At 49.0% G+C, this 18,977-nt stretch carries 18 protein-coding genes and 6 tRNA genes; 19 read left to right on the forward strand and 5 right to left on the reverse strand.

Translation table 11 applies throughout. From position 1 onward, the window contains the following. Positions 1 to 53 precede the first annotated feature (53 nt). The 12 genes from AB840_RS07135 (at position 54) to pta (ending at position 7,466) form a co-directional block, all read left to right on the forward strand. Positions 54 to 1,055, forward strand: a complete 1,002-nt coding sequence (locus AB840_RS07135; RefSeq protein WP_048514151.1) for a nicotinate-nucleotide--dimethylbenzimidazole phosphoribosyltransferase — start codon at positions 54 to 56, stop codon at positions 1,053 to 1,055. A gap of 14 nt (positions 1,056 to 1,069) precedes the next feature. After that, complete coding sequence (gene larC / locus AB840_RS07140; RefSeq protein ID WP_048514152.1) at positions 1,070 to 1,894, forward strand: nickel pincer cofactor biosynthesis protein LarC; 825 nt, start codon at positions 1,070 to 1,072, stop codon at positions 1,892 to 1,894. A 44-nt stretch (positions 1,895 to 1,938) separates the two neighbouring features. Then, positions 1,939 to 2,622 carry a FadR/GntR family transcriptional regulator gene (locus AB840_RS07145; RefSeq protein ID WP_048514153.1) on the forward strand — a complete coding sequence of 228 codons (684 nt, stop codon included), beginning with the start codon at positions 1,939 to 1,941 and terminating at the stop codon, positions 2,620 to 2,622. A gap of 184 nt (positions 2,623 to 2,806) precedes the next feature. Then, complete coding sequence (gene ilvD, locus AB840_RS07150; RefSeq protein ID WP_048514154.1) at positions 2,807 to 4,459, forward strand: dihydroxy-acid dehydratase; 1,653 nt, start codon at positions 2,807 to 2,809, stop codon at positions 4,457 to 4,459. A 23-nt stretch (positions 4,460 to 4,482) separates the two neighbouring features. Beyond that, positions 4,483 to 5,451 (forward strand): bile acid:sodium symporter family protein, encoded by a 969-nt coding sequence (locus AB840_RS07155; RefSeq protein WP_048514155.1) that lies wholly within the window; start codon positions 4,483 to 4,485, stop codon positions 5,449 to 5,451. A gap of 240 nt (positions 5,452 to 5,691) precedes the next feature. Next, positions 5,692 to 5,766: transfer RNA gene (locus AB840_RS07160), tRNA-Gly, on the forward strand. Positions 5,767 to 5,791: 25 nt separating this feature from the next. Further along, positions 5,792 to 5,867 (forward strand) — tRNA-Asn (locus tag AB840_RS07165). 3 nt (positions 5,868 to 5,870) lie between these two features. Then, positions 5,871 to 5,944: transfer RNA gene (locus AB840_RS07170), tRNA-Gln, on the forward strand. 7 nt (positions 5,945 to 5,951) lie between these two features. Next, a tRNA-Lys gene (locus tag AB840_RS07175) sits at positions 5,952 to 6,027 on the forward strand. Positions 6,028 to 6,043: 16 nt separating this feature from the next. Beyond that, positions 6,044 to 6,118: transfer RNA gene (locus AB840_RS07180), tRNA-Glu, on the forward strand. A gap of 3 nt (positions 6,119 to 6,121) precedes the next feature. Continuing rightward, a tRNA-Val gene (locus tag AB840_RS07185) sits at positions 6,122 to 6,197 on the forward strand. Positions 6,198 to 6,431: 234 nt separating this feature from the next. Beyond that, entirely contained in the window at positions 6,432 to 7,466 is a 1,035-nt protein-coding gene (gene pta / locus AB840_RS07190) for a phosphate acetyltransferase (RefSeq protein WP_048514156.1), read from the forward strand. Between the two features lie 85 nt (positions 7,467 to 7,551). Here the strand turns inward: pta and AB840_RS07195 are convergent, their stop codons facing one another. Then, positions 7,552 to 7,989 (reverse strand): hypothetical protein, encoded by a 438-nt coding sequence (locus AB840_RS07195; protein WP_048514157.1) that lies wholly within the window; start codon positions 7,987 to 7,989, stop codon positions 7,552 to 7,554. Positions 7,990 to 8,200: 211 nt separating this feature from the next. On the opposite strand from AB840_RS07195, the gene AB840_RS07200 reads away from it, so the two are divergent. Next, positions 8,201 to 9,589, forward strand: coding sequence for an NAD(P)/FAD-dependent oxidoreductase (locus AB840_RS07200; RefSeq protein WP_048514158.1), 1,389 nt, complete (start codon positions 8,201 to 8,203; stop codon positions 9,587 to 9,589). Positions 9,590 to 9,670: 81 nt separating this feature from the next. Here AB840_RS07200 and AB840_RS07205 read toward each other — a convergent pair whose 3' ends face one another. The 4 genes from AB840_RS07205 to AB840_RS07220 all read right to left on the reverse strand — a co-directional run bounded on the left by AB840_RS07205 (position 9,671) and on the right by AB840_RS07220 (position 13,340). Further along, positions 9,671 to 10,819 carry an aminotransferase class V-fold PLP-dependent enzyme gene (locus AB840_RS07205; RefSeq protein ID WP_048514159.1) on the reverse strand — a complete coding sequence of 383 codons (1,149 nt, stop codon included), beginning with the start codon at positions 10,817 to 10,819 and terminating at the stop codon, positions 9,671 to 9,673. A gap of 65 nt (positions 10,820 to 10,884) precedes the next feature. Next, the gene (locus AB840_RS07210; protein ID WP_048514160.1) at positions 10,885 to 11,721 is read right to left on the reverse strand and encodes a radical SAM protein; all 837 of its coding nucleotides are present in this window, start codon (positions 11,719 to 11,721) and stop codon (positions 10,885 to 10,887) included. Then, positions 11,714 to 12,484, reverse strand: a complete 771-nt coding sequence (locus AB840_RS07215) for a 4Fe-4S binding protein (RefSeq protein WP_048514161.1) — start codon at positions 12,482 to 12,484, stop codon at positions 11,714 to 11,716. Before AB840_RS07215 ends, AB840_RS07210 begins: the two co-directional genes overlap by 8 nt. Continuing rightward, a complete protein-coding gene (locus AB840_RS07220) occupies positions 12,477 to 13,340 on the reverse strand; it encodes a substrate-binding domain-containing protein (RefSeq protein WP_048514162.1) in 864 nt (287 codons plus the stop codon). Before AB840_RS07220 ends, AB840_RS07215 begins: the two co-directional genes overlap by 8 nt. Before the next feature lie 279 nt (positions 13,341 to 13,619). On the opposite strand from AB840_RS07220, the gene yedE reads away from it, so the two are divergent. The 6 genes from yedE (at position 13,620) to AB840_RS07250 (ending at position 18,974) form a co-directional block, all read left to right on the forward strand. After that, positions 13,620 to 14,690, forward strand: coding sequence for a YedE family putative selenium transporter (yedE, locus tag AB840_RS07225; protein ID WP_048514163.1), 1,071 nt, complete (start codon positions 13,620 to 13,622; stop codon positions 14,688 to 14,690). 17 nt (positions 14,691 to 14,707) lie between these two features. Beyond that, positions 14,708 to 14,914 (forward strand): sulfurtransferase TusA family protein, encoded by a 207-nt coding sequence (locus tag AB840_RS07230; protein ID WP_234984867.1) that lies wholly within the window; start codon positions 14,708 to 14,710, stop codon positions 14,912 to 14,914. 7 nt (positions 14,915 to 14,921) lie between these two features. Beyond that, on the forward strand, positions 14,922 to 15,167 hold the full coding sequence (locus AB840_RS07235) for a DUF3343 domain-containing protein (protein ID WP_048514164.1): 246 nt from the start codon (positions 14,922 to 14,924) through the stop codon (positions 15,165 to 15,167). A 29-nt stretch (positions 15,168 to 15,196) separates the two neighbouring features. Then, positions 15,197 to 16,231, forward strand: coding sequence for a selenide, water dikinase SelD (gene selD, locus AB840_RS07240; RefSeq protein WP_253184867.1), 1,035 nt, complete (start codon positions 15,197 to 15,199; stop codon positions 16,229 to 16,231). 218 nt (positions 16,232 to 16,449) lie between these two features. After that, positions 16,450 to 17,742 carry an adenylosuccinate lyase gene (gene purB / locus AB840_RS07245; RefSeq protein ID WP_048514166.1) on the forward strand — a complete coding sequence of 431 codons (1,293 nt, stop codon included), beginning with the start codon at positions 16,450 to 16,452 and terminating at the stop codon, positions 17,740 to 17,742. 80 nt (positions 17,743 to 17,822) lie between these two features. Next, positions 17,823 to 18,974, forward strand: a complete 1,152-nt coding sequence (locus AB840_RS07250; protein WP_048514167.1) for an aminotransferase class V-fold PLP-dependent enzyme — start codon at positions 17,823 to 17,825, stop codon at positions 18,972 to 18,974. Positions 18,975 to 18,977 lie beyond the last annotated feature (3 nt).

The following is an 18,977-nucleotide window of genomic DNA, read 5'->3' on the forward strand; positions in this document are numbered from 1 at the left end:
GAAATTATATGGTATAATATAGGCAGTATACAACTAGCAAAAGGAGCGGGATTATGGATCAGGTATTGGAGAAGGTTATTTCATATATAGGGACTCTGGATGTGGTTAAGGTTGCGGAATGCCATCAGCGGCTGGGCAGCCTGGAAAAAGCGCCGGATGCGCATCTGGCTGATTTGGCAGAACGGATTGCCGGGATTCAGGGAACGCTGCATCCAGAAAAGCTGAAAAAAGCAGTCGTTATTTTTGCAGCAGATCATGCCGTAGACGGCGGCGAAAATAAAACCAAGGGGAAAACCAGCCAAGCGGCAGCAGCGGAAATTGCTGCTGGTAAAGGCCCTGTCAATAAGGTGGCCCATCGGGTAGGCGCCGGCGTACTTTTGTTGGATATGGGTCTGGAAACGGATATTCCAGAATCAGAGGGAGTACAGGATTTGAAGGTTATGCACGGCAGCCATTTTTGGGGCCGAGGCATAGCTATGACGGAGAATCAGATGATGGATGCCTTATTCAGCGGCCTCCAGATCGGACAGAATTTGGCAGATGAAGGCTATACGGCTGTCGGTCTGGGAAATCTTGGCGAGCGGGGGCTGTTGACGGCATTTATTATTACGGCCGCATTTTTTCGGGATAAAATGGAGGAGCTGCCTGAATCAGTAAAAGCCGGCGGACAGATCGAAAAGCTCACGAAGCTGATTGATCATTCGAAATTGGATAGAAAACAGCCGCTGGATTTATTGTGCCGGGCCGGTGCGCCAGACATTGCAGCTATGGTGGGGTTTATTTTGTCGGCTGCCCAGCGTCGTATGTTGATTGTCTTTGATAATGCTGTGACTGGTACGGCTGTACTGATTGCCCGTGCTCTTTGCCGTCATGTGGATAACTATATTTTCCCTTCGGCCCGGTATACGGAACCGGTGCATTACATGCAGATGAAGAAATTGGGGCTGAAGCCTTTTATAGAAACGGGCAGCAATATGGATCAGGGAATGGGTTCTGTGCTGGGAGTATCATTCTTGGATGCAGCCGTGGAATTGATGAATGAAAATATACAATAACGAGGAGGAATAGTATGAAAACAGTGTATCTGGATTGTTTTTCCGGCATCAGCGGCAATATGTTTGTAGGCATGCTGCTGCAAGCCGGCGTGCCTTTTGAAGCTTTTAAAACAGCGATGAATTCGCTGGGATTGGACGGATATTCGTTTGTATTTGAGCCGGTATCCAAACTGGGAATTCAAGCTGTATATTACAATGTGCAGCTGGACTCAGAGCATGCGCATGTAGAACAGGGTCATCATGATCATGATGACCTGCAGCAGCATCAGAATGAGATGGTGGATATGACTGGACATCATCATCACCATGCACACCGCGGTTTGCCGGAAATTATGGAAATTATCAACAACTCTCCGATGCCGGCGGGAGTAAAGGAAAAAAGTCTTGCCGTTTTTCAGGAGCTGGCTCAGGCCGAGGCTAAAGTTCATGGTGTGCCGGTTGAAGAGATTCATTTTCACGAGGTCGGTGCCGTTGACTGTATTTTGGATATTGTGGGTACCGTATGGGGGTTGGACTACTTGGGTATCGAGCAGATCGGTTCGTCACCGCTTCATGTTGGCAGTGGCTTTGTCCGTTGTGCGCATGGCGTAATGCCTGTCCCGGCTCCGGCGACGGCGGAATTGCTGTGCGGGATTCCGTATTATTCGACGGATGTAAAGGGGGAGCTTGTTACCCCAACCGGTGCAGCATTAGTGAAAACATTGGCGTCCTATATCGGACCGCATCCCCAGTCTTTTGTCCATGAAAAGACCGCCTATGGCGCCGGTACCAAAAATTTGGCAATTCCCAATGTCGTCAGAGGGTTTCTGGGAACAGCCGATAAATGGCAGCTGCGATAGCACGGTGATGCAGCTATTGAGAAGGGATAGGGAGATAGACTTCTATGGCGCATAAGAAGATGCTTGCACAGAGTATTGCCGATGACATTATGGCAATGATTACAGCTAAACGATTTACTGAAGGCGATAAATTGCCCAATGAAAATGCGTTCGCAAGAGAACTGAATGTCAGCAGAAATACACTGCGGGAAGCGATACGGATACTGAATGCCTACGGCTTTTTAGAGATACAGCGCGGTAAGGGAACCTTTATAACCGCTGCTGCGTCAGCATCCGGAAGATATTTCGAAACAGAATTAGATCCGTTGGAATATGCCAAGGTCAGCTTGAAGGATTTATATGAACTTCGGCTGATTCTTGAACCGGAGGCGGCCTATCTGGCAGCACTGCGAGGCACAGATGGGGATATCAGGCAAATTGCTAAATTAGGAAAACGTATTGAAAAGCAAATCAGGACCCATGAGGATCGTACGGCGGAGGAGCATGCGTTTCATGCCGCTATTGCCCGGGCGACCCACAATACATGTATGACAAAGCTGCTGCCCAATCTGCATGAGGCAATATTAAAAGGGGTTTTGTTATCGACGGTGTATGATCAGGTGGTTAAGGAGACGTTGTACGATCACTATATGATTACTGATTTTTTAGAACAGCGGGATGCCGAGGGTGCCCGGGATGCCATGCGGATACATATTCGTCATGCCATTCACTCACTGCATTTAAAATAACGATAAGGCATTGTTGGGATGATTTTAACAATGCCTTATATTTTTTGCTCATGTTGTTGGACAACACATTGACATTCTACAAATTATACCGGTATAATTTACATAACTTGCTGAACGGAGTCAAGGTTGTTCAACAATATTTGCGGTTATGGCTGCAGTATGAGTAAAAAAAGGAGGAACTGAAATGAGAAGTGACATCGTAAAAAAAGGTAGTACCCGTACAGCCCACCGTGCGCTGTTTCATGCTATGGGATATTCTGACGAAGATTTGCAGAAACCGTTGATTGGAATCGTTAATGCATTCAATGAAATTATTCCTGGTCATATTCATTTGCGCGATATTGCTCAAGCTGTCAAATTAGGTGTCGCCGCAGCTGGCGGGACTCCTGTTGAATTCCCTGCCATCGGTATTTGTGATGGGATTGCCATGGGACATGATGGAATGAAATATCCCTTAGCCAGTCGGGAACTTATCTGCGATTCGATTGAGGCAATGGCGAATGGACACGCGTTTGACGGACTCGTCATGATTCCAAATTGTGATAAAATTGTTCCCGGGATGCTTATGGCCGCGGGGCGTGTCAATATTCCGACGGTGGTTGTCAGCGGCGGGCCGATGCTGGCTGGGCGTTATAAAGGACATGATATCAGTGTCAGTACGATGTTTGAAGCTGCCGGAAAGCTGGAATCAGGACAGATTACAAAGGCTGATATGGCAGAAATGGAAATGAAGGCTTGTCCGGGATGCGGTTCCTGTGCCGGATTGTTTACGGCTAACACAATGAATTGCATGACAGAGGTCCTTGGGCTTGGTCTTCCTGGCAACGGCACGATCCCGGCAGCCTATTTCGGTAGGCGCCGCATTCTTGCCAAAGAAGCGGGTAAGGTTATTATGGAGCTTGTTGCAAAGGATAGCAAGCCTCGTGATATTATGACGCTGGAAGCTTTTGAAAACGCAATCGCTGTAGATATGGCTATTGGCGGCTCGACCAATACAGTGCTTCATTTACCGGCTATTGCCCATGAAGCGGGAATCAATCTGCCCCTTGAAAAATTTGATGAAATAAGCCGTAGAGCTGCGTATATTACCAAAATGAGTCCCGGCGGTTCTTATCATATGCAGGATCTTGACGAAGCTGGCGGCATATGTGCCGTTATGAAAGAACTGACCAAGCTGGGTCTCATCCATACGGAGGCAGTCACTGTTACGGGAACGGTGGCGGATCGTATCCGGGATGCCGTTGTCGAAAATCGCGAGGTGATTCACAGCATTGACGATGCGTATATGAAGAAAGGAGGCATCGCGATACTGACAGGAAATTTGGCGCCGCTTGGATCGGTCATCAAAGAAAGCGCCGTCGCTGCCGAATTGTTGGTATATAAAGGGACTGCAAAATGTTATGATTCGGAGGAAGCGGCTATTGCGGCTATTATGGGTGGAGACATTCGGGAAGGCCATGTTGTCGTTATCCGCTACGAAGGCCCTAAGGGTGGACCGGGCATGCGAGAAATGCTGAATCCGACGGCGGTTATTACCGGGATGGGGTTGAAGGTAGCACTGCTGACTGACGGACGTTTCAGCGGAGCCAGCCGCGGGGCTTGTATCGGACATATTTCCCCGGAAGCGATGGAAGGCGGTCCGATTGCTCTTGTTGAAGATGGTGACGTCATTTCTATTGATATTCCCAACCGCAGGCTGGAGTTATGCATCAGTGACGCGGCGTTGGCTGTGCGCAAGGCCCGGTGGAGACAGCCGGAACCTAAAGTCAAGACGGGATACTTATCCCGATATGCCAAAATGGTTACATCGGCGCATACCGGTGCCGTACTGGAATAAGTTTACGGGGGGAGGAATGTACCATGGCTGTTTTAAGACAAATATGCGATTTTATTACCAAGTATTTCCCGGTATGGGTTATCGTATTCGCGGCGTTGGCATTTTTTGTTCCGGTGCCGTTTACTAGACTGGAAGGCTGGATTACGTATTTGTTGGGGCTGATTATGCTGGGCATGGGGCTAACCATGCGTCTGAATGATTTTAAATTGGTTCTTATCCGGCCCAAGGATGTAATATTTGGCATTGTGCTTCGGTACTGTGTAATGCCGGGGGTTGCTTTTTTAGTCGGGAAAGTGCTGGGACTGCCGCCGCTGCTGGCCGCTGGTTTGATATTAGTGGGGTGCTGTCCCAGCGGAACCGCCTCCAACGTCATGACATTTATTTCCAAAGGTGATACGGCCTTATCGGTGACTATTTCCAGTATTAACACGCTGCTGGCACCGATATTGACGCCGGTGCTGTTTATGATGCTGGCAGGGACGCTGATTCCTATTGATGCGGCGGTGTTGCTGCTGGACATACTGAAAGTCGTTATTGTGCCTGTCATTTTGGGGATTCTTATTCGAGCTGCCGCGGCAAAGACTGTTGATTCTATTTCGGGAATCATTCCGGTTGTTTCGGTGATAGCTATTATTGCGATTATTACCATTGTAGTTGCGCTCAATGCACAAAAGCTGAGTACGGTAGCCGGCATCGCTTTTCTGGCGGTGATTCTGCACAACGGGATCGGCTTGGGAGTGGGCTACGGCGCTTCTCGTACGTTGGGACGTATGTCTCATTATAAAAGTAAAGCCGTAGCGTTTGAGATAGGGATGGAAAATTCCGGATTGGCGGTGGCCCTGGCGATTGCCCATCTGGATCCTATGGCTGCCATTCCGGGAGCCATATTCAGTGTCTGGCATAATTTTTCCGGTTCATTGCTGGCAGGCTTCTGGTCTTCTCGCGATGCGGCAAAATCGGAAAGTGATTATTCTCCAAAAAGTAATACGTAGCTGACAGCTTTGGATATGAGGGAAAGGTGCTGCCCTTCGGTCGGTGCCTTTTATTCCTTCTTACTGTTTTTGTAAAATTATCTTGACACAATCTGGGAAAATTGCTATTATTATAAAGCAGTTTGACAAGCGAGCAGTGTTTTCAGTGGAACTGCAGAGGACGTAAAAAAAACGTCTGATGATTCTAGAAAAGTATTGACAGACATTAAAGTAGCGTGTTATAATTTTACTTGTCGTCATGCGGAAGTAGCTCAGTGGTAGAGCACCACCTTGCCAAGGTGGGGGTCGCGAGTTCGAGCCTCGTTTTCCGCTCCATATTTCCTTTATGGAAACACAATGTTCCTCAATAGCTCAGTTGGTAGAGCAATCGGCTGTTAACCGATTTGTCGTAGGTTCGAGTCCTACTTGAGGAGCCATACAGGGGTATCGCCAAGCGGTAAGGCAACGGACTCTGACTCCGTCATCGTTGGTTCGAATCCAGCTACCCCTGCCAATTTTATGATCCACTAGCTCAGTTGGCAGAGCACCTGACTTTTAATCAGGGTGTCCCGAGTTCGAATCTCGGGTGGATCACCATTGTTTTCTTACATATGGCCCCTTGGTCAAGTGGTTAAGACACCGCCCTTTCACGGCGTGAACGTGGGTTCAAATCCCGCAGGGGTCACCACATGGGCGCTTAGCTCAGCTGGGAGAGCGCTTGCCTTACAAGCAAGATGTCAGCAGTTCGATCCTGTTAGCGCCCACCAATTCAGAAAAGCATACACAACTGTGTGTGCTTTTTTGCATTTAGATATTCCAAAGAAAACGTAAAATGTAATAAGTTCCGTTTACGAAATTTGCTAAACATGAATTGTTTTTATTTATGATATCTATAAATATAATGAATAATATATTTAATTTAACGATGATTTGTATTATAATAGGGATGTTGGATTGAGAATGTCAGACTTTTAATACTTTATTAAGGAGTGATCCCCATAATGAGATTTACTGAAGATTTGAAAGCTCGTGTTACGAAGGCACAGAAGAAGATCGTACTTCCGGAAACAAACAGCCGTCGTGTACTGAAGGCTGCTGAACGTGTTTTGGCTGATGGTTTTGCCAAAATTGTTCTTGTGGGAAAATTGGATCAGATCAAAAACGATGCGGCTAAGTTCCAGATTGACTTGACCGGCGTAGAAGTGGTCAATCCTGAATCCTACTATCGGTTGGATGAATTGTGCGAATATTTTACGGAACGCCGTAAGAAAAAAGGCATGACTGTAGAAAAAGCACGTGAAATCATGATAAATAACTACACTTTTTTTGGTGCAGGTCTGGTTGCATTAGGTGAAGCCGATGGTGTGGTTTCAGGTGCAGCAACGACTTCTGCTGACGTTATTCGGGCCGGCCTGCAGGTCATTGGACCCCGCCCTGGTAATAAAACCGTATCCAGCGCATTTATCCTGCTGACCAATACACCGCAGTACGGCGACAACGGTATTCTGGTTCTCGGAGACTGCGGTGTTATTCCGAATCCAACAGCAGATCAACTGGCGGATATTGCCTGCATCTGCGTGGAACGTGCGCAGAGAACGGTACAGATGCTCAACCCAAAGGTGGCATTCCTTTCCTACTCGACCAAGGGCAGCGGCTCCGGCGAATCTGTTGAAAACGTACGTAAGGCTGTAGAAATCCTGAAAGAACGGAACGTTGATTTTGACTTTGACGGCGAAATGCAGGCTGATGCGGCATTAGTACCGGAAGTCGGTGAAAATAAGGCTCCTGGCTCCAAGGTTGCCGGACATGCCAATGTCCTGATTTTCCCGAATCTGGACGCTGCCAATATCGGATACAAGATGGTACAGCGTTTTGCTAATGCAACGGCTCTTGGACCGTTGGTGCAGGGGCTGGCCAAACCTATTCTTGACCTTTCCCGTGGATGCTCCTCTGAGGATGTGGCCGATGTCGTAGCCGTATGCTGCTCAGACGCTATTACTGCCGATATTCTTCGGAAAGAAAGCGCTTTAAAATAAAGTGATACGGTGACGCACCGTGTTGTCATCTATATGAAAAACACTCCGACGCAAGATATCGGAGTGTTTTTTCGTTTGGCAACAATTATCGTTTGATCCGCCGCCGCGTATTGCCGACAACCATGGTCGTACTGAGTGTACGATAGACCATATAGACGAAAAACATATAGCCAAATAAAAATACTAATGCGTATTCCAGTGTCAGCGGTTCGTCCAGGGAAAAATAATAAGCGCATGAAAGCGTGAGAATCAGGCTGCAGTACATGGAGATCGTAACACACCAAGTACGCTGCCCGCGGTCACGCAGGGCGTAAAAATCTTTGTATTTTATAAACAGAGCCATAGTTGAGGCGGTCAGCAGCAAGGCCGCGCCTCCGGTGACAGGCCAGCTAAGCTGCAGATATAAGGAAATAAGCAGGAGGATCGTAAGTGTAAAAGTCCATAAAAAAATATAAGTCTGGCGGCGTAGGTCTGCCCTGTCTTCGGGCATGGCGGCATTGCGTGTTGTGTGATTTCGTGTCATGATACTGCTCCCTTCTGATTATATGCGGATGGCAATGGCAAAATTATTATAACACACTTAAAGGAGAAGGCGAGCCACATTGCGGATTTATTTGACAATAACATAAGATCGTGGTAATCTAAATGAGGATACTCTGAATAGAGAGAATAGTTACCCCCGTGGATATTCCCATGAGGGTTATTTTTATGCCCTTTCGAGAGGAGTGTATGATATGAAAGCAGTAAAAACATATGATGTTATTATTATCGGGGCCGGACCGGCCGGTATTTTTACGGCATTGGAATTAGCTGATAAAGGATTGAAAATACTCATGGTCGAAAGAGGGCAGGATATTCGGGACCGAATTGCGACCAGCAGCAATAAGCATGCGCTGGCAAAGGATAAAGTACGCAATGTCGTATGCGGCTGGGGTGGTGCCGGCGCGTTCAGTGATGGGAAATTGACCTTGACGACAGAATTCGGCGGTAATTTGGATGACTATATGCCGAAGGCTGAGCTGATGGAAAAAATTACTTACGTGGATGGAGTATATTGCCAGTTTGGCGGCGCCGGCCGCAAGGTATATGGTGATGAAAACCGGGATCGTATCCGGCAGCTTCAGCGTAAGGCCGCAGCTGCCGATTTGCGGTTTATTCCGGCCCGTATCCGTCATCTCGGTACGGATGTTAATGCCCAGATATTGACAAACATGCGGGATTTTCTGGATAATAAGGTAGATTTTATGGCGGATACGGCAGTAGAGCATATTGTCGTTGAGCAAGAGCTTGTGCGCGGCGTCATCATCCATGATCAGTTTTATTCCTGCCGCTATTTGGTAAGCGCGCCGGGCCGTGAGGGGTCGGAATGGTTTGTCCGGGAGGTCAACCAGCTGGGGCTCAAGCTTACATCCAATGCCGTCGATATTGGCGTTCGAGTGGAAATGCCGGCGGAAATACTGGAAACGATTACCGAGGTCGTTTATGAATCAAAGCTGATTTATTTCAGTAAATCTTTTGATGACCGTATCCGTACGTTTTGTATGAATCCCTATGGCTTTGTCGTAGAGGAAAATAATGACGGCCTTTTGACTGTCAACGGACATAGCTATGCTCATAAACGCAGTGAAAATACAAATTTTGCCATTCTTGTCTCCAAAAAATTTACGGAACCCTTTCATGAGCCGATTAAATATGGAAAATATATTGCCAATCTGGCCAATATATTGGGCGGTGGTGTCATTGTTCAGCGTCTCGGGGATTTTCTTGATGGACGCCGTTCTACTCCAGAACGGATTCAGCGCGGTCTGGTCCGACCGACCATGCCGGATGCGACGCCGGGAGATCTCTCTTTAGTTTTGCCGTATCGGCATATGCAGGATATCAAAGAAATGCTGGAGGCACTGGACAAGGTGGCGCCGGGAGCTAATTCCCGCCATACGCTGCTGTATGGTGTAGAAGTTAAGTTTTACTCCAATCGGCTGGATCTGAGCCGTAAGCTGGAAACCAAGATTCCAAATTTCTTTGCCATCGGAGATGGCGCCGGTATTACCCGGGGGCTAGTTCAGGCCTCTGCTGCCGGTGTCACTGTGGGGCAGGAAATCCTTTCCAGAGAAGAAAAATAAACAGAAAAAAGAATGCCGATCCATATATAGCTCTTTCCAGTCTGCATGTCTGCGGCGGGAGGTATACATGGATCGGCTTTTTTAATGGCAAATTTGGTGCAGTGCTTCCAGGGCCGTGTCAATTTCTTCTGCTGTGTTCCAGTGACCGAAGGAAAAGCGGATGGTACCGGCCGGGAAGGTGCCCAGCGTTTTGTGTGCCGACGGTGCGCAATGGAGTCCGACGCGGGTCAAAATGCCGTACTCTTCTTCAAGACGGACGGCGACGGTAGAATTATCCAGCGCACAGGCCGAAACGGAGACGACTGCTGTACGCCCCGCTGTTTCATGTTTGCCGATAATACGGAGGTTTGAAATGCTGGCGAGCCCACGGAGAAATTGTTCGGTCAGCGCCGTTTCTTTTTGACGGATTACATCCATTCCTGCTTCATGAATATAGGCGAGAGCGGCATGAAGCCCAGCAATACCGGGCAGATTCATTGTTCCCGATTCAAATTTATCCGGCAGGAAGTCGGGCATTTCCTCTGTATGGGATATGCTGCCCGTACCGCCGCAGAGCAGAGGCTTCATTTGAGCGGCCATTTCATCTGTTACGATAAACCCACCGGTACCCTGCGGGCCGAGGAGCCCCTTGTGGCCGGTGAAGCACAGCGCGTCAATGGACATAGCTTCCATATCAATAGGCAGTACCCCGGCCGTTTGAGCCGCGTCAACAATAAATATCAGGCCGTATCGGCGGCAAAAGGCGCCGATCTCCGCAAGGGGCATGATAGTGCCGCAGACATTAGAGGCGTGAGTCATAATGATCGCTTTGGTGGTGGGGCACAGCAATTTTTCCGCTTCTCCTGGAATCAGAGAACCATTCTTTGTACAGGGAATTCTGTCAAAGGTAAGGCCTGCCTGCTGCAACTGGACGAGGGGCCGCATGACGGCATTGTGTTCCATGGAGGAAACAAGAACATGGTCGCCTGGTTTCAGCAGTCCTTTGATAACCATGTTGAGGCTCATGGTCACGTTTTGTGTAAAGATGACGTTTTTACAGTCCGGGAAATGAAATAATTGGCACAGCCAAAGACGCGTATTATAGACAAGCTCTTCCATGTCATACGCCGGGGAATAGGACCCCCGGTTGATATTGACGCCATGGTTGCAGATGAAATCATTTATGGCAGCCGGTACGCTGGCTGGCTTGGGGAATGTTGTGCAGGCATTATCCAGATAAATTTTTTTCATGTCAGGTCTCCTTTTAGTATATCGTTTTTACATATATAAGGCCACTGCTGTTTCCAAGGACGGTGTCACGTGCCGGTGGAATGAAGCCGGCCTACGGCATCGGCCCGGCAGCGGCAGCAATGAGTCATTTGCGGCAAATACCGGGCGGCTTCTTTTCGGATGCCGGTCATTTGCGACGCCGTGGGAGCGGGGATATGCGCGAAAACGGTATCGTGGACAGGAATAAGAGCCAGACAATTCAGAATATCTGCCTGCCAGATAGCGGCTTGGCGGGCAATATCAGATATATGCTTGTCATTTACGCCGGGAATGACGACAGTATTGATTTTGACGATAATGCCGCGCCGTTTCAGTTTTATAATGCCTTCGTTTTGACGGGCACATAGTAGTTGAGCAGCTTTTGTTCCCTTGTATAGTTGGCTGTCAGTTTTGACAAATGCATATATGTGGCGGCCGATTTGCGGCTGGATGGCATTGACTGTAACGGTCACGTGCGTGACGCCAGCGTCAGCAAGGGCGTCAGCACAGGCAGGAAGATTCAAGCCGTTGGTGCTGACGCAGAGTAAAAGCCGGGGATACTGCGCATGGATGGCACGCAGCGTTTCTAATGTCCGATCCGGTTCACAGAGCGGATCTCCCGGCCCGGCGATTCCGGCTACGGAAATGTCGGAACGCTGGTATAAGAGCCGCTGCAGCATAGACACGGCTTCCTGCGGAGTATATATATGCCGGGTTACACCGGGCCGGTTTGCGTTGGCACAATCGTAGAGGCGATTGCAGAAATTGCACTGAATGTTGCAGTTTGGCGCTACCGGCAGATGGATCCGGCCCCAGGAGCCGCAGGCTTCCTGGTGAAAACAGGGATGGGTGTAAAAACGCTTTTCAATAGTAGTTTCAGTCATGGCGCTGCCGCCTCCCGAAACGAATGGCTTTTTGCGGGCATACGGACAGGCAGGCCCCGCAATTTGTGCAGTTGGCTTCGTCAGGCCGGGTGCTCATTTCACATTTTCTCAGGCAGGCATCACAATCGTTACAGCTTTTAGTTTTTGTAAATCCGAAGAGTGATACGCGCTTGATTGTTTCCAAAAGGCCACCCATGGGGCAGATAAAACGGCACCATAGATTGGCAATACAGACGCTGGCTCCTATGAGGCTGAGAACAATGCCTGTGCGAAACAGCCAAATCCATGAAGCGTGTTCAACAGAAAGATAGATTGAATTCCAAAAATCGCCGATGCGGATAGGAACCATTACGCGGGGATTATCAAAGCCGATATAAATAATAAGGGCAGCGGTTAGTGACAGTATCATTCCAGCTTGCCCCAAACGAAGATGCCAACCGCGCAGCGGCAGCTTGAAGCGGGCTAATGTTCCCAGCAGCTGATTGATATAGCCTGTAGGGCAGAGCCAGCCGCAAAAAGTCCGTCCAAATAAAAATGCCGACAAAGGGAGAAGTGTCCATATTCCCATGGAATACGCCGGTATTCGACCCCAGCAAGTAATGACCGGACAGTTGGCGCAATTGACGAACGGAATGAGATAGGGACAGCGGAAAATCCCGTAAAAGGCCCATTTCCCCAATACTCCTAACATGATGATTTGGACGATTCTGCGGATTTTTGGCAGAATCGTATATGTTTTTGATAATGAGGTCCAGTCAGTCATCTTTTACCCCCAGTTTTTCGATCAATGTTTTTCCTTTTGCAGATATAGCCGGAATAAAACCGTGTTTTTGAAAAATAGACTGCCCTTCGGCGGAACAAATAAAATCGATATACTGATCGGCCATGTTCCGGTCGGCGGCATATTTCATCACGCCAATCGTAAAGGTCAGCGGTCCGGGCGGGAAAAAAGCTTCGTTGATAGGGATGACCTGTACCTTTTGGGCAAATTTTGGCATACAAGTCAGCCGTCGTTCCACGATAGAGGCATCACCCTTTCCCCTGGCGATCTTTGGCATCATCTTGATAACGCAGCTTTCTTTTTCAATCATATTGCGCCGTACGGCCTGGTCGATACGGGCTTTCTTTAAAATCCCTGCGACGGCATCACCGCCGGGGGGAGATGCGCCCAGCGGCAGAATGACTCGTACGCCGGGTACTGCCAGATCCTGCAGCGAACGAATTCCTGCCGGATTATCCGGTGGTGTGACAATGACGTACTCTGTAAAGCACAGAGGCCGGAAATACATCATTTTTCCGGCTTCACGCAGGGATTTTGCCAATTTCAGCACCCGTCCGGCGAATATCTCTGTCGTGGCACCGCCAAGCAAGGACTTACCCAGGGCGCCGGCAAAGGCTCCTGTATAATTGATTTGGATATCCGTTTGCTGCTCAAAGAGGGCATTGGCCTCCATAAACGCTTCCGCCAGGCCACCGCAGGACCATACCTGCAGCGAATCCGAATGAAATGGGGAAGAACCGGCGAGGGTGAATTTGGGCAGTAAGGTGGCTCCGAGTGCCGATGCGGCTGCAATTTTGATAAATTTTCTCCTGGTCAGCGGTTCTTTTTTTTCGTTCATATACGGCTCCTTTTTGCTGTTTGTTTTACTGTATTCCATGATTTTTTATCGCATGATTTATGGTCAATATATCATTAAATAAAAGCTGCCGTCAAGGCAATTCCAGGTCCTATCAAGATGATGTCAAAACTAGTCAACATGTTTTCATGTGATTTCAAAAAATTCAAGGTGTTTGGGGCGGTTCGAATGATTCCCTTTTGTAAACGTATACGATATAATACAAGTGTGTTGACGAACGCATACAACATATATGCTTTTGTTATGAAAGGAGGAAGCAAAATGAATTTTGCAAGTGAAAAGCGGGCTATTATTATCGCCGGCCTGGGAATCGGGATGTTGGCCGCGTTGTTGGTGTTAGCTGGCAATCCTGCTAACATGGGGTTTTGTATTGCCTGCTTTATTCGTGATACTGTAGGTGGTCTGGGGCTGCATCGGGCAGGCGCTGTTCAGTATATTCGTCCAGAAATTATCGGTCTCTTATTAGGTTCCTTTATATTATCTCTGATCCGGCACGAACATGCTGCAAAAGGTGGATCCTCGCCGCTGACGCGGTTTGTGCTGGGATTTTTTGTCATGATCGGCTGCCTCATGTTCCTGGGCTGCCCTTTCCGCATGATTCTGCGTCTGGCAGGCGGGGATTGGAATGCCCTGTTTGGTTTAGCAGGCTTTGCCGCAGGTATCGGTATCGGCGTTATTTTTCTGCGGCGGGGTTATTCTCTGAAGCGAACCTATGCGCTGACGAAATTGGAAGGCGCTGTTATGCCGGCTATTCAGATCGTACTATTGGTCCTGCTCCTGGCGGCACCGGCCTTCATTTTCTTTACTAAAGCCGGCGGCGGTCCCGGCGCTCAGCATGCTGCTGTTTTTGTGTCTCTCGGCGCAGGCCTTCTTGTCGGGGCTCTGGCCCAGTATACACGCCTGTGCATGGTTGGCGGTATCCGCGACTTTATACTATTTCATGAAACGAAGCTTCTCATGGGTTTTGCGGCTATTTTTGTGGCGGCCCTTCTCGTCAATGTTGCTGCCGGCAATTTTCATCCCGGCTTTGCAGGTCAGCCCGTCGCTCATACAGACGGCTTGTGGAATTTTCTTGGCATGTGGCTGGCAGGACTGGGCTGCGTCCTTTTGGGCGGATGCCCGCTGCGGCAGCTGATTATGGCCGGTGAAGGCAATACAGATTCCGTTATTACCGTATTGGGGCTTGCCTGCGGCGCAGCCTTTGCGCATAATTTTGCCCTGGCAGCCTCCGGCGCCGGCCCGTCGGACAATGGCAAGGTCGGCGTCATGGTCGGTATTATTGTCGTACTTATTATTGCTGCTGTCAACACATTCCGTTCGCAGAAGGCTTGAGAAAGGGAGGATCTCTTATGATGTTAGATGCCAGAGGATACTCGTGCCCGGAGCCGGTTATTATGTTAAAAAAAGCCATGGAATCTCCGGAAACAGAATATGAAATGATGGTAGACAACCGGGCGTCGCTGGAAAATGTGACCCGGTTTGCCAAGCATAACGGCTACGAAGTTGAAGCTAAACAAAAGGGCGACGACTATGCCCTCCGTATTTTTCGAAAGTAGGAATGGTATGTATTATATTGCTACCTTTTATTCTCATTTTGGCGCAATCCGCTTTAAAAAGGAAGCATCTGACGGAATTATGGCACCGTGCCTCATGCCGGTACCGCGCCGTCTCAGCTCGTCGTGCGGCACCTGTGTACGCTTTGAAGGGCCTGCGGATTTTACCTTTACTCAGGATGACAGCGGCGAAGTAGAGCAGATCGTAAGGGAAACGGATACCGGATATATGTGTATTTACACAACGCAGGAATAACGGATATGGTAAGGAGTGGAAGTACAATGATGAAACAGATCAGGTTGACAAACATGGCCTCTTGCTCCGGGTGAGGCGCAAAAATTGGTGCCGGTGAGCTGGCACAATTGTTGGAAGGTATTCCAACACGATATGATGAACGGCTTATTGTTGGCTATGATACAAGCGATGATGCTTCGGTTTATGTACTCAATGAGGAGCTGGCGCTGGTTCAGACTGTCGATTTTTTCCCTCCCATCGTCGATGATCCCTTTTTATTTGGACAAATTGCTGCGGCAAATGCCCTGAGTGATGTGTATGCTATGGGCGGCGAAGCTAAATTGGCGATGAATGTTATGTGCATTAATTCACAAATGGGTCAGGAGGTTGTCCGGGCCATTTTACAGGGAGGCTATGATAAGGCGTATGAAGCGGGGGTGCTTATTACGGGGGGACATACGATTGAAGACAAGGAGCCTAAATATGGTTTATCCGTAACGGGATTTGTTCATCCACGCAAGCTGCTTCGCAATTCATCGGCTAAGGAGGGTGACGTTCTTCTTTTGACCAAGCCGCTGGGGGTCGGTATACTGATGACGGCTGCCCGGGGAGATTTGGTGGATGAGGCATTGCTGCGCACGTTATATAGCGAAATGGCGCAGCTCAATAAGACGGCACGGGATATGATGGTGCGTTATGATGTGCACGGCTGCACCGATGTGACTGGCTTCGGTCTGCTGGGCCATGCGCTGGAAATGGCGCGGGGAAGCGGTCTTACGCTTCATTTGGAGTCTGAACATATTCCGTATCATGCAGAAGCCTGTGATATGGCAGAGATGGGATTTGTCCCGGCTGGTGCATACCGTAACCGAGCATACACCCAAGACGATGTCGTCATTCGGGAGGGGACCAGGCAGGGGCTGATGGATATCCTATATGATCCGCAGACGTCCGGCGGTCTTTTGATAGCCGTGTCAGAAGATGTGGCACCGCAGCTGGCGGCAGAGCTGCAGCAGGTGATTTCCTGTGCGGAAATAATTGGATATGTGACACGGCGCGAAGAAAAAGCACTTATCGTGGAATGATCTGGTGCGCATGGCTGTGGGATACAACAAAAGTGCAGAAGGCCATACGCTGAACCGCAGGATATGCTGACATTTCCTGCGGTTTTTTCTGTTTTAAACAGGTATGCGCATTTCCCGGCAACTTTATACTACCTTCACAGCAGGAGATAGTGTATAATAATGACGGTGAGTTTTTTTTATATTGACCATACGCATGTATTAAAAAGGAGAGATTCAACGTGATCGAACGCTACACGAAAGAAGCAATGGGTAAAATTTGGGCGGAGTATAATGAATGGGATACGATGAAACAAGTCGAAATCCTGGCCAGCGAAGCGCAGGCTGAATTGGGAAATGTTCCGAAGGAAGCAGCCAAAGATATTCGCGAAAAAGCTGCGTTTTCTGTCGAACGTATCCATGAAATCGAAGCGGAAACACATCATGATATTGCTGCCTTTGTATCTACTCTTTCTGAAAATATCGGCGAATCCGGAAAATACGTTCATTTGGGATTGACCTCGACAGATGTCAAGGATACGGCTTTGGGATATATGCTCAAACAGTCCTCTGATATTCTGCTCAGTGATTTGGAAGCTTTTCGTGATATATTGCGCCGCCGTGCCGTGGAATTCAAATATACCCCTTGCATTGGTCGCACGCATGGCATTCACGCTGAAGCCATGACGTTTGGCCTGAAGCTCTGCAACTGGCTGGCAGAAACAGAACGGAATATTGAACGGATGAAACGGGCCAGAGACACCATTGCCGTCGGAAAAATTTCCGGTGCTGTCGGAACCTATGCCGATATTGATCCCTTTGTGGAACAATATGTATGCGAACATTTGGGTATTGCCGCATCGCCTATTTCCTCACAGACGCTGCAGCGTGATCGCCATGCTGAATTTGTAACGACGCTGGCAGTGATTGCCAGCTCTATTGATAAATTTGCAACAGAAATCCGTCATCTGCAGCGTACGGAAGTGCGGGAAGCGGAAGAATATTTCAGCCCGAAGCAGAAAGGGTCTTCCATTATGCCGCATAAGCGCAATCCTATTACGTGTGAACGCATGTGCGGGCTGGCCCGCGTGATTCGCGGCAATGCACAAGCGGCATTGGAAGATGTAGCGCTCTGGCACGAACGAGATATTTCCCATTCGTCTGTCGAACGAGTGATTCTGCCAGACAGTACCATCGCGTTGGATTATATGCTGCAGACCTTTTCCCGCGTTGTTGACCGTCTCATCGTATATCCGGACAAGATGATGATTGATCTCAATCTTACAGGCGGCTTGATCTACAGCCCGATTCTTCTCAATACCTTGGTGGAAAAAGGCGCTGTCCGTGAACAGGCCTACCGCTGGGTACAGCGCAATGCCATGAAGCGGTGGCTGGAGGGGGAAGATTTTCTGGAAAATCTCAAAAAAGACGAAGATATTGCAAAGTACATGACTCCGGGTGATATTGAAGCCTGCTTTGATGTCAAAAAAATGCTTAGCCATGTCGATACAATTTTTGCTCGTTTTGGAATTTGATTGAATATGAAAAAAGGCAACTCTTATGAGTTGCCTTTTTTGTATATCCATGATACCGTAAAAACAAAGGAGAGATCACTATGTATTATTTTGATAACGCAGCAACGACCGTGCAAAAGCCGGCGGAAGTAGCACAGGCAGTATACCAGGCCCTGTGCTGCGGCAGGCTGGGCAATCCGTCCCGCGGGGCTCATGCGTATTCGCTGGAAGCGTACCGGCAGGTGCTGGCGGCTAAGGATTGCGTGAAAGAACTGTTTCATGCCGGCGAAGAGTATGAAATTGCCTTTACTCATAATTCGACGATCGCCTTGAATATGGTACTAAAAGGCATGCTGCGGCCGGGAGATCACGTCATTACAACGACGTGGGAGCATAATGCCGTCCTGCGCCCGCTGTATCAGCTGGAAAAAGAAGGTGTCCAGCTGGACTTTATCAGCAGCGAACCGGTGACGGGCGCGCTGCGGTATGATGAGCTGGAACAAAAAATCCGTCCGCAGACGGCTATGGTCGTATGCAATCATGCCTCCAACGTAACGGGCAACGTTTTGGATATAGACCGCATCAAAGCCTTTTGCCAAGCTCACGAACTGCTTCTGGTGCTGGACGTATCTCAATCAGCCGGCGCGTATCCTGTCGACCTGTCCGGCGGCGTCATCACGGCGGCGTGCTTTACGGGGCATAAATCTCTGTATGGGCCAGGCGGTACCGGCGGTATCTGTATTAAAAAAGATGCGGTGGTGGTTCCGTATATTACTGGCGGTGATGGTGTGCATTCCTTTGACTATGAACAGCCTGGCGGCATACCCGGTATATTTGAAGCCGGTACGGCTAATGTAGCCGGTATTATTGGATTGGCCACCGCCGTGAAACTGCGGCTGGAACACGGGGTGGACGCTGTGGCAGATAAGCAAAAAAAGCTGGGAGAGCTATTCGTCGGCGCTGTTCGAGAAATCCCGGGCATCCTCCTGTATGGCGACTTTTCCGGTCCACATGTCGGCGTATATGCGCTGAATATCCGGGGGGCTGATTCGGCCATCGTCAGTGATATGCTGTGGGAGCAATTTGAAATGGCAACCCGTTCCGGGTTCCACTGCGCGCCGCGAATGCACGAACAACTCCAGACGGCGCAGCGCGGTGTCGTACGATTCTCTTTTTCCAACTTTACGACAGAAGAGGACGTGCTGGCAGCGGTCCGGGCGTTGCAGCTGATAGCGGCACAGCCGGATCGCTGATAT

The sequence above is a fragment of the Megasphaera cerevisiae DSM 20462 genome, assembly GCF_001045675.1.
GTDB classification, from domain to species: domain Bacteria; phylum Bacillota; class Negativicutes; order Veillonellales; family Megasphaeraceae; genus Megasphaera; species Megasphaera cerevisiae.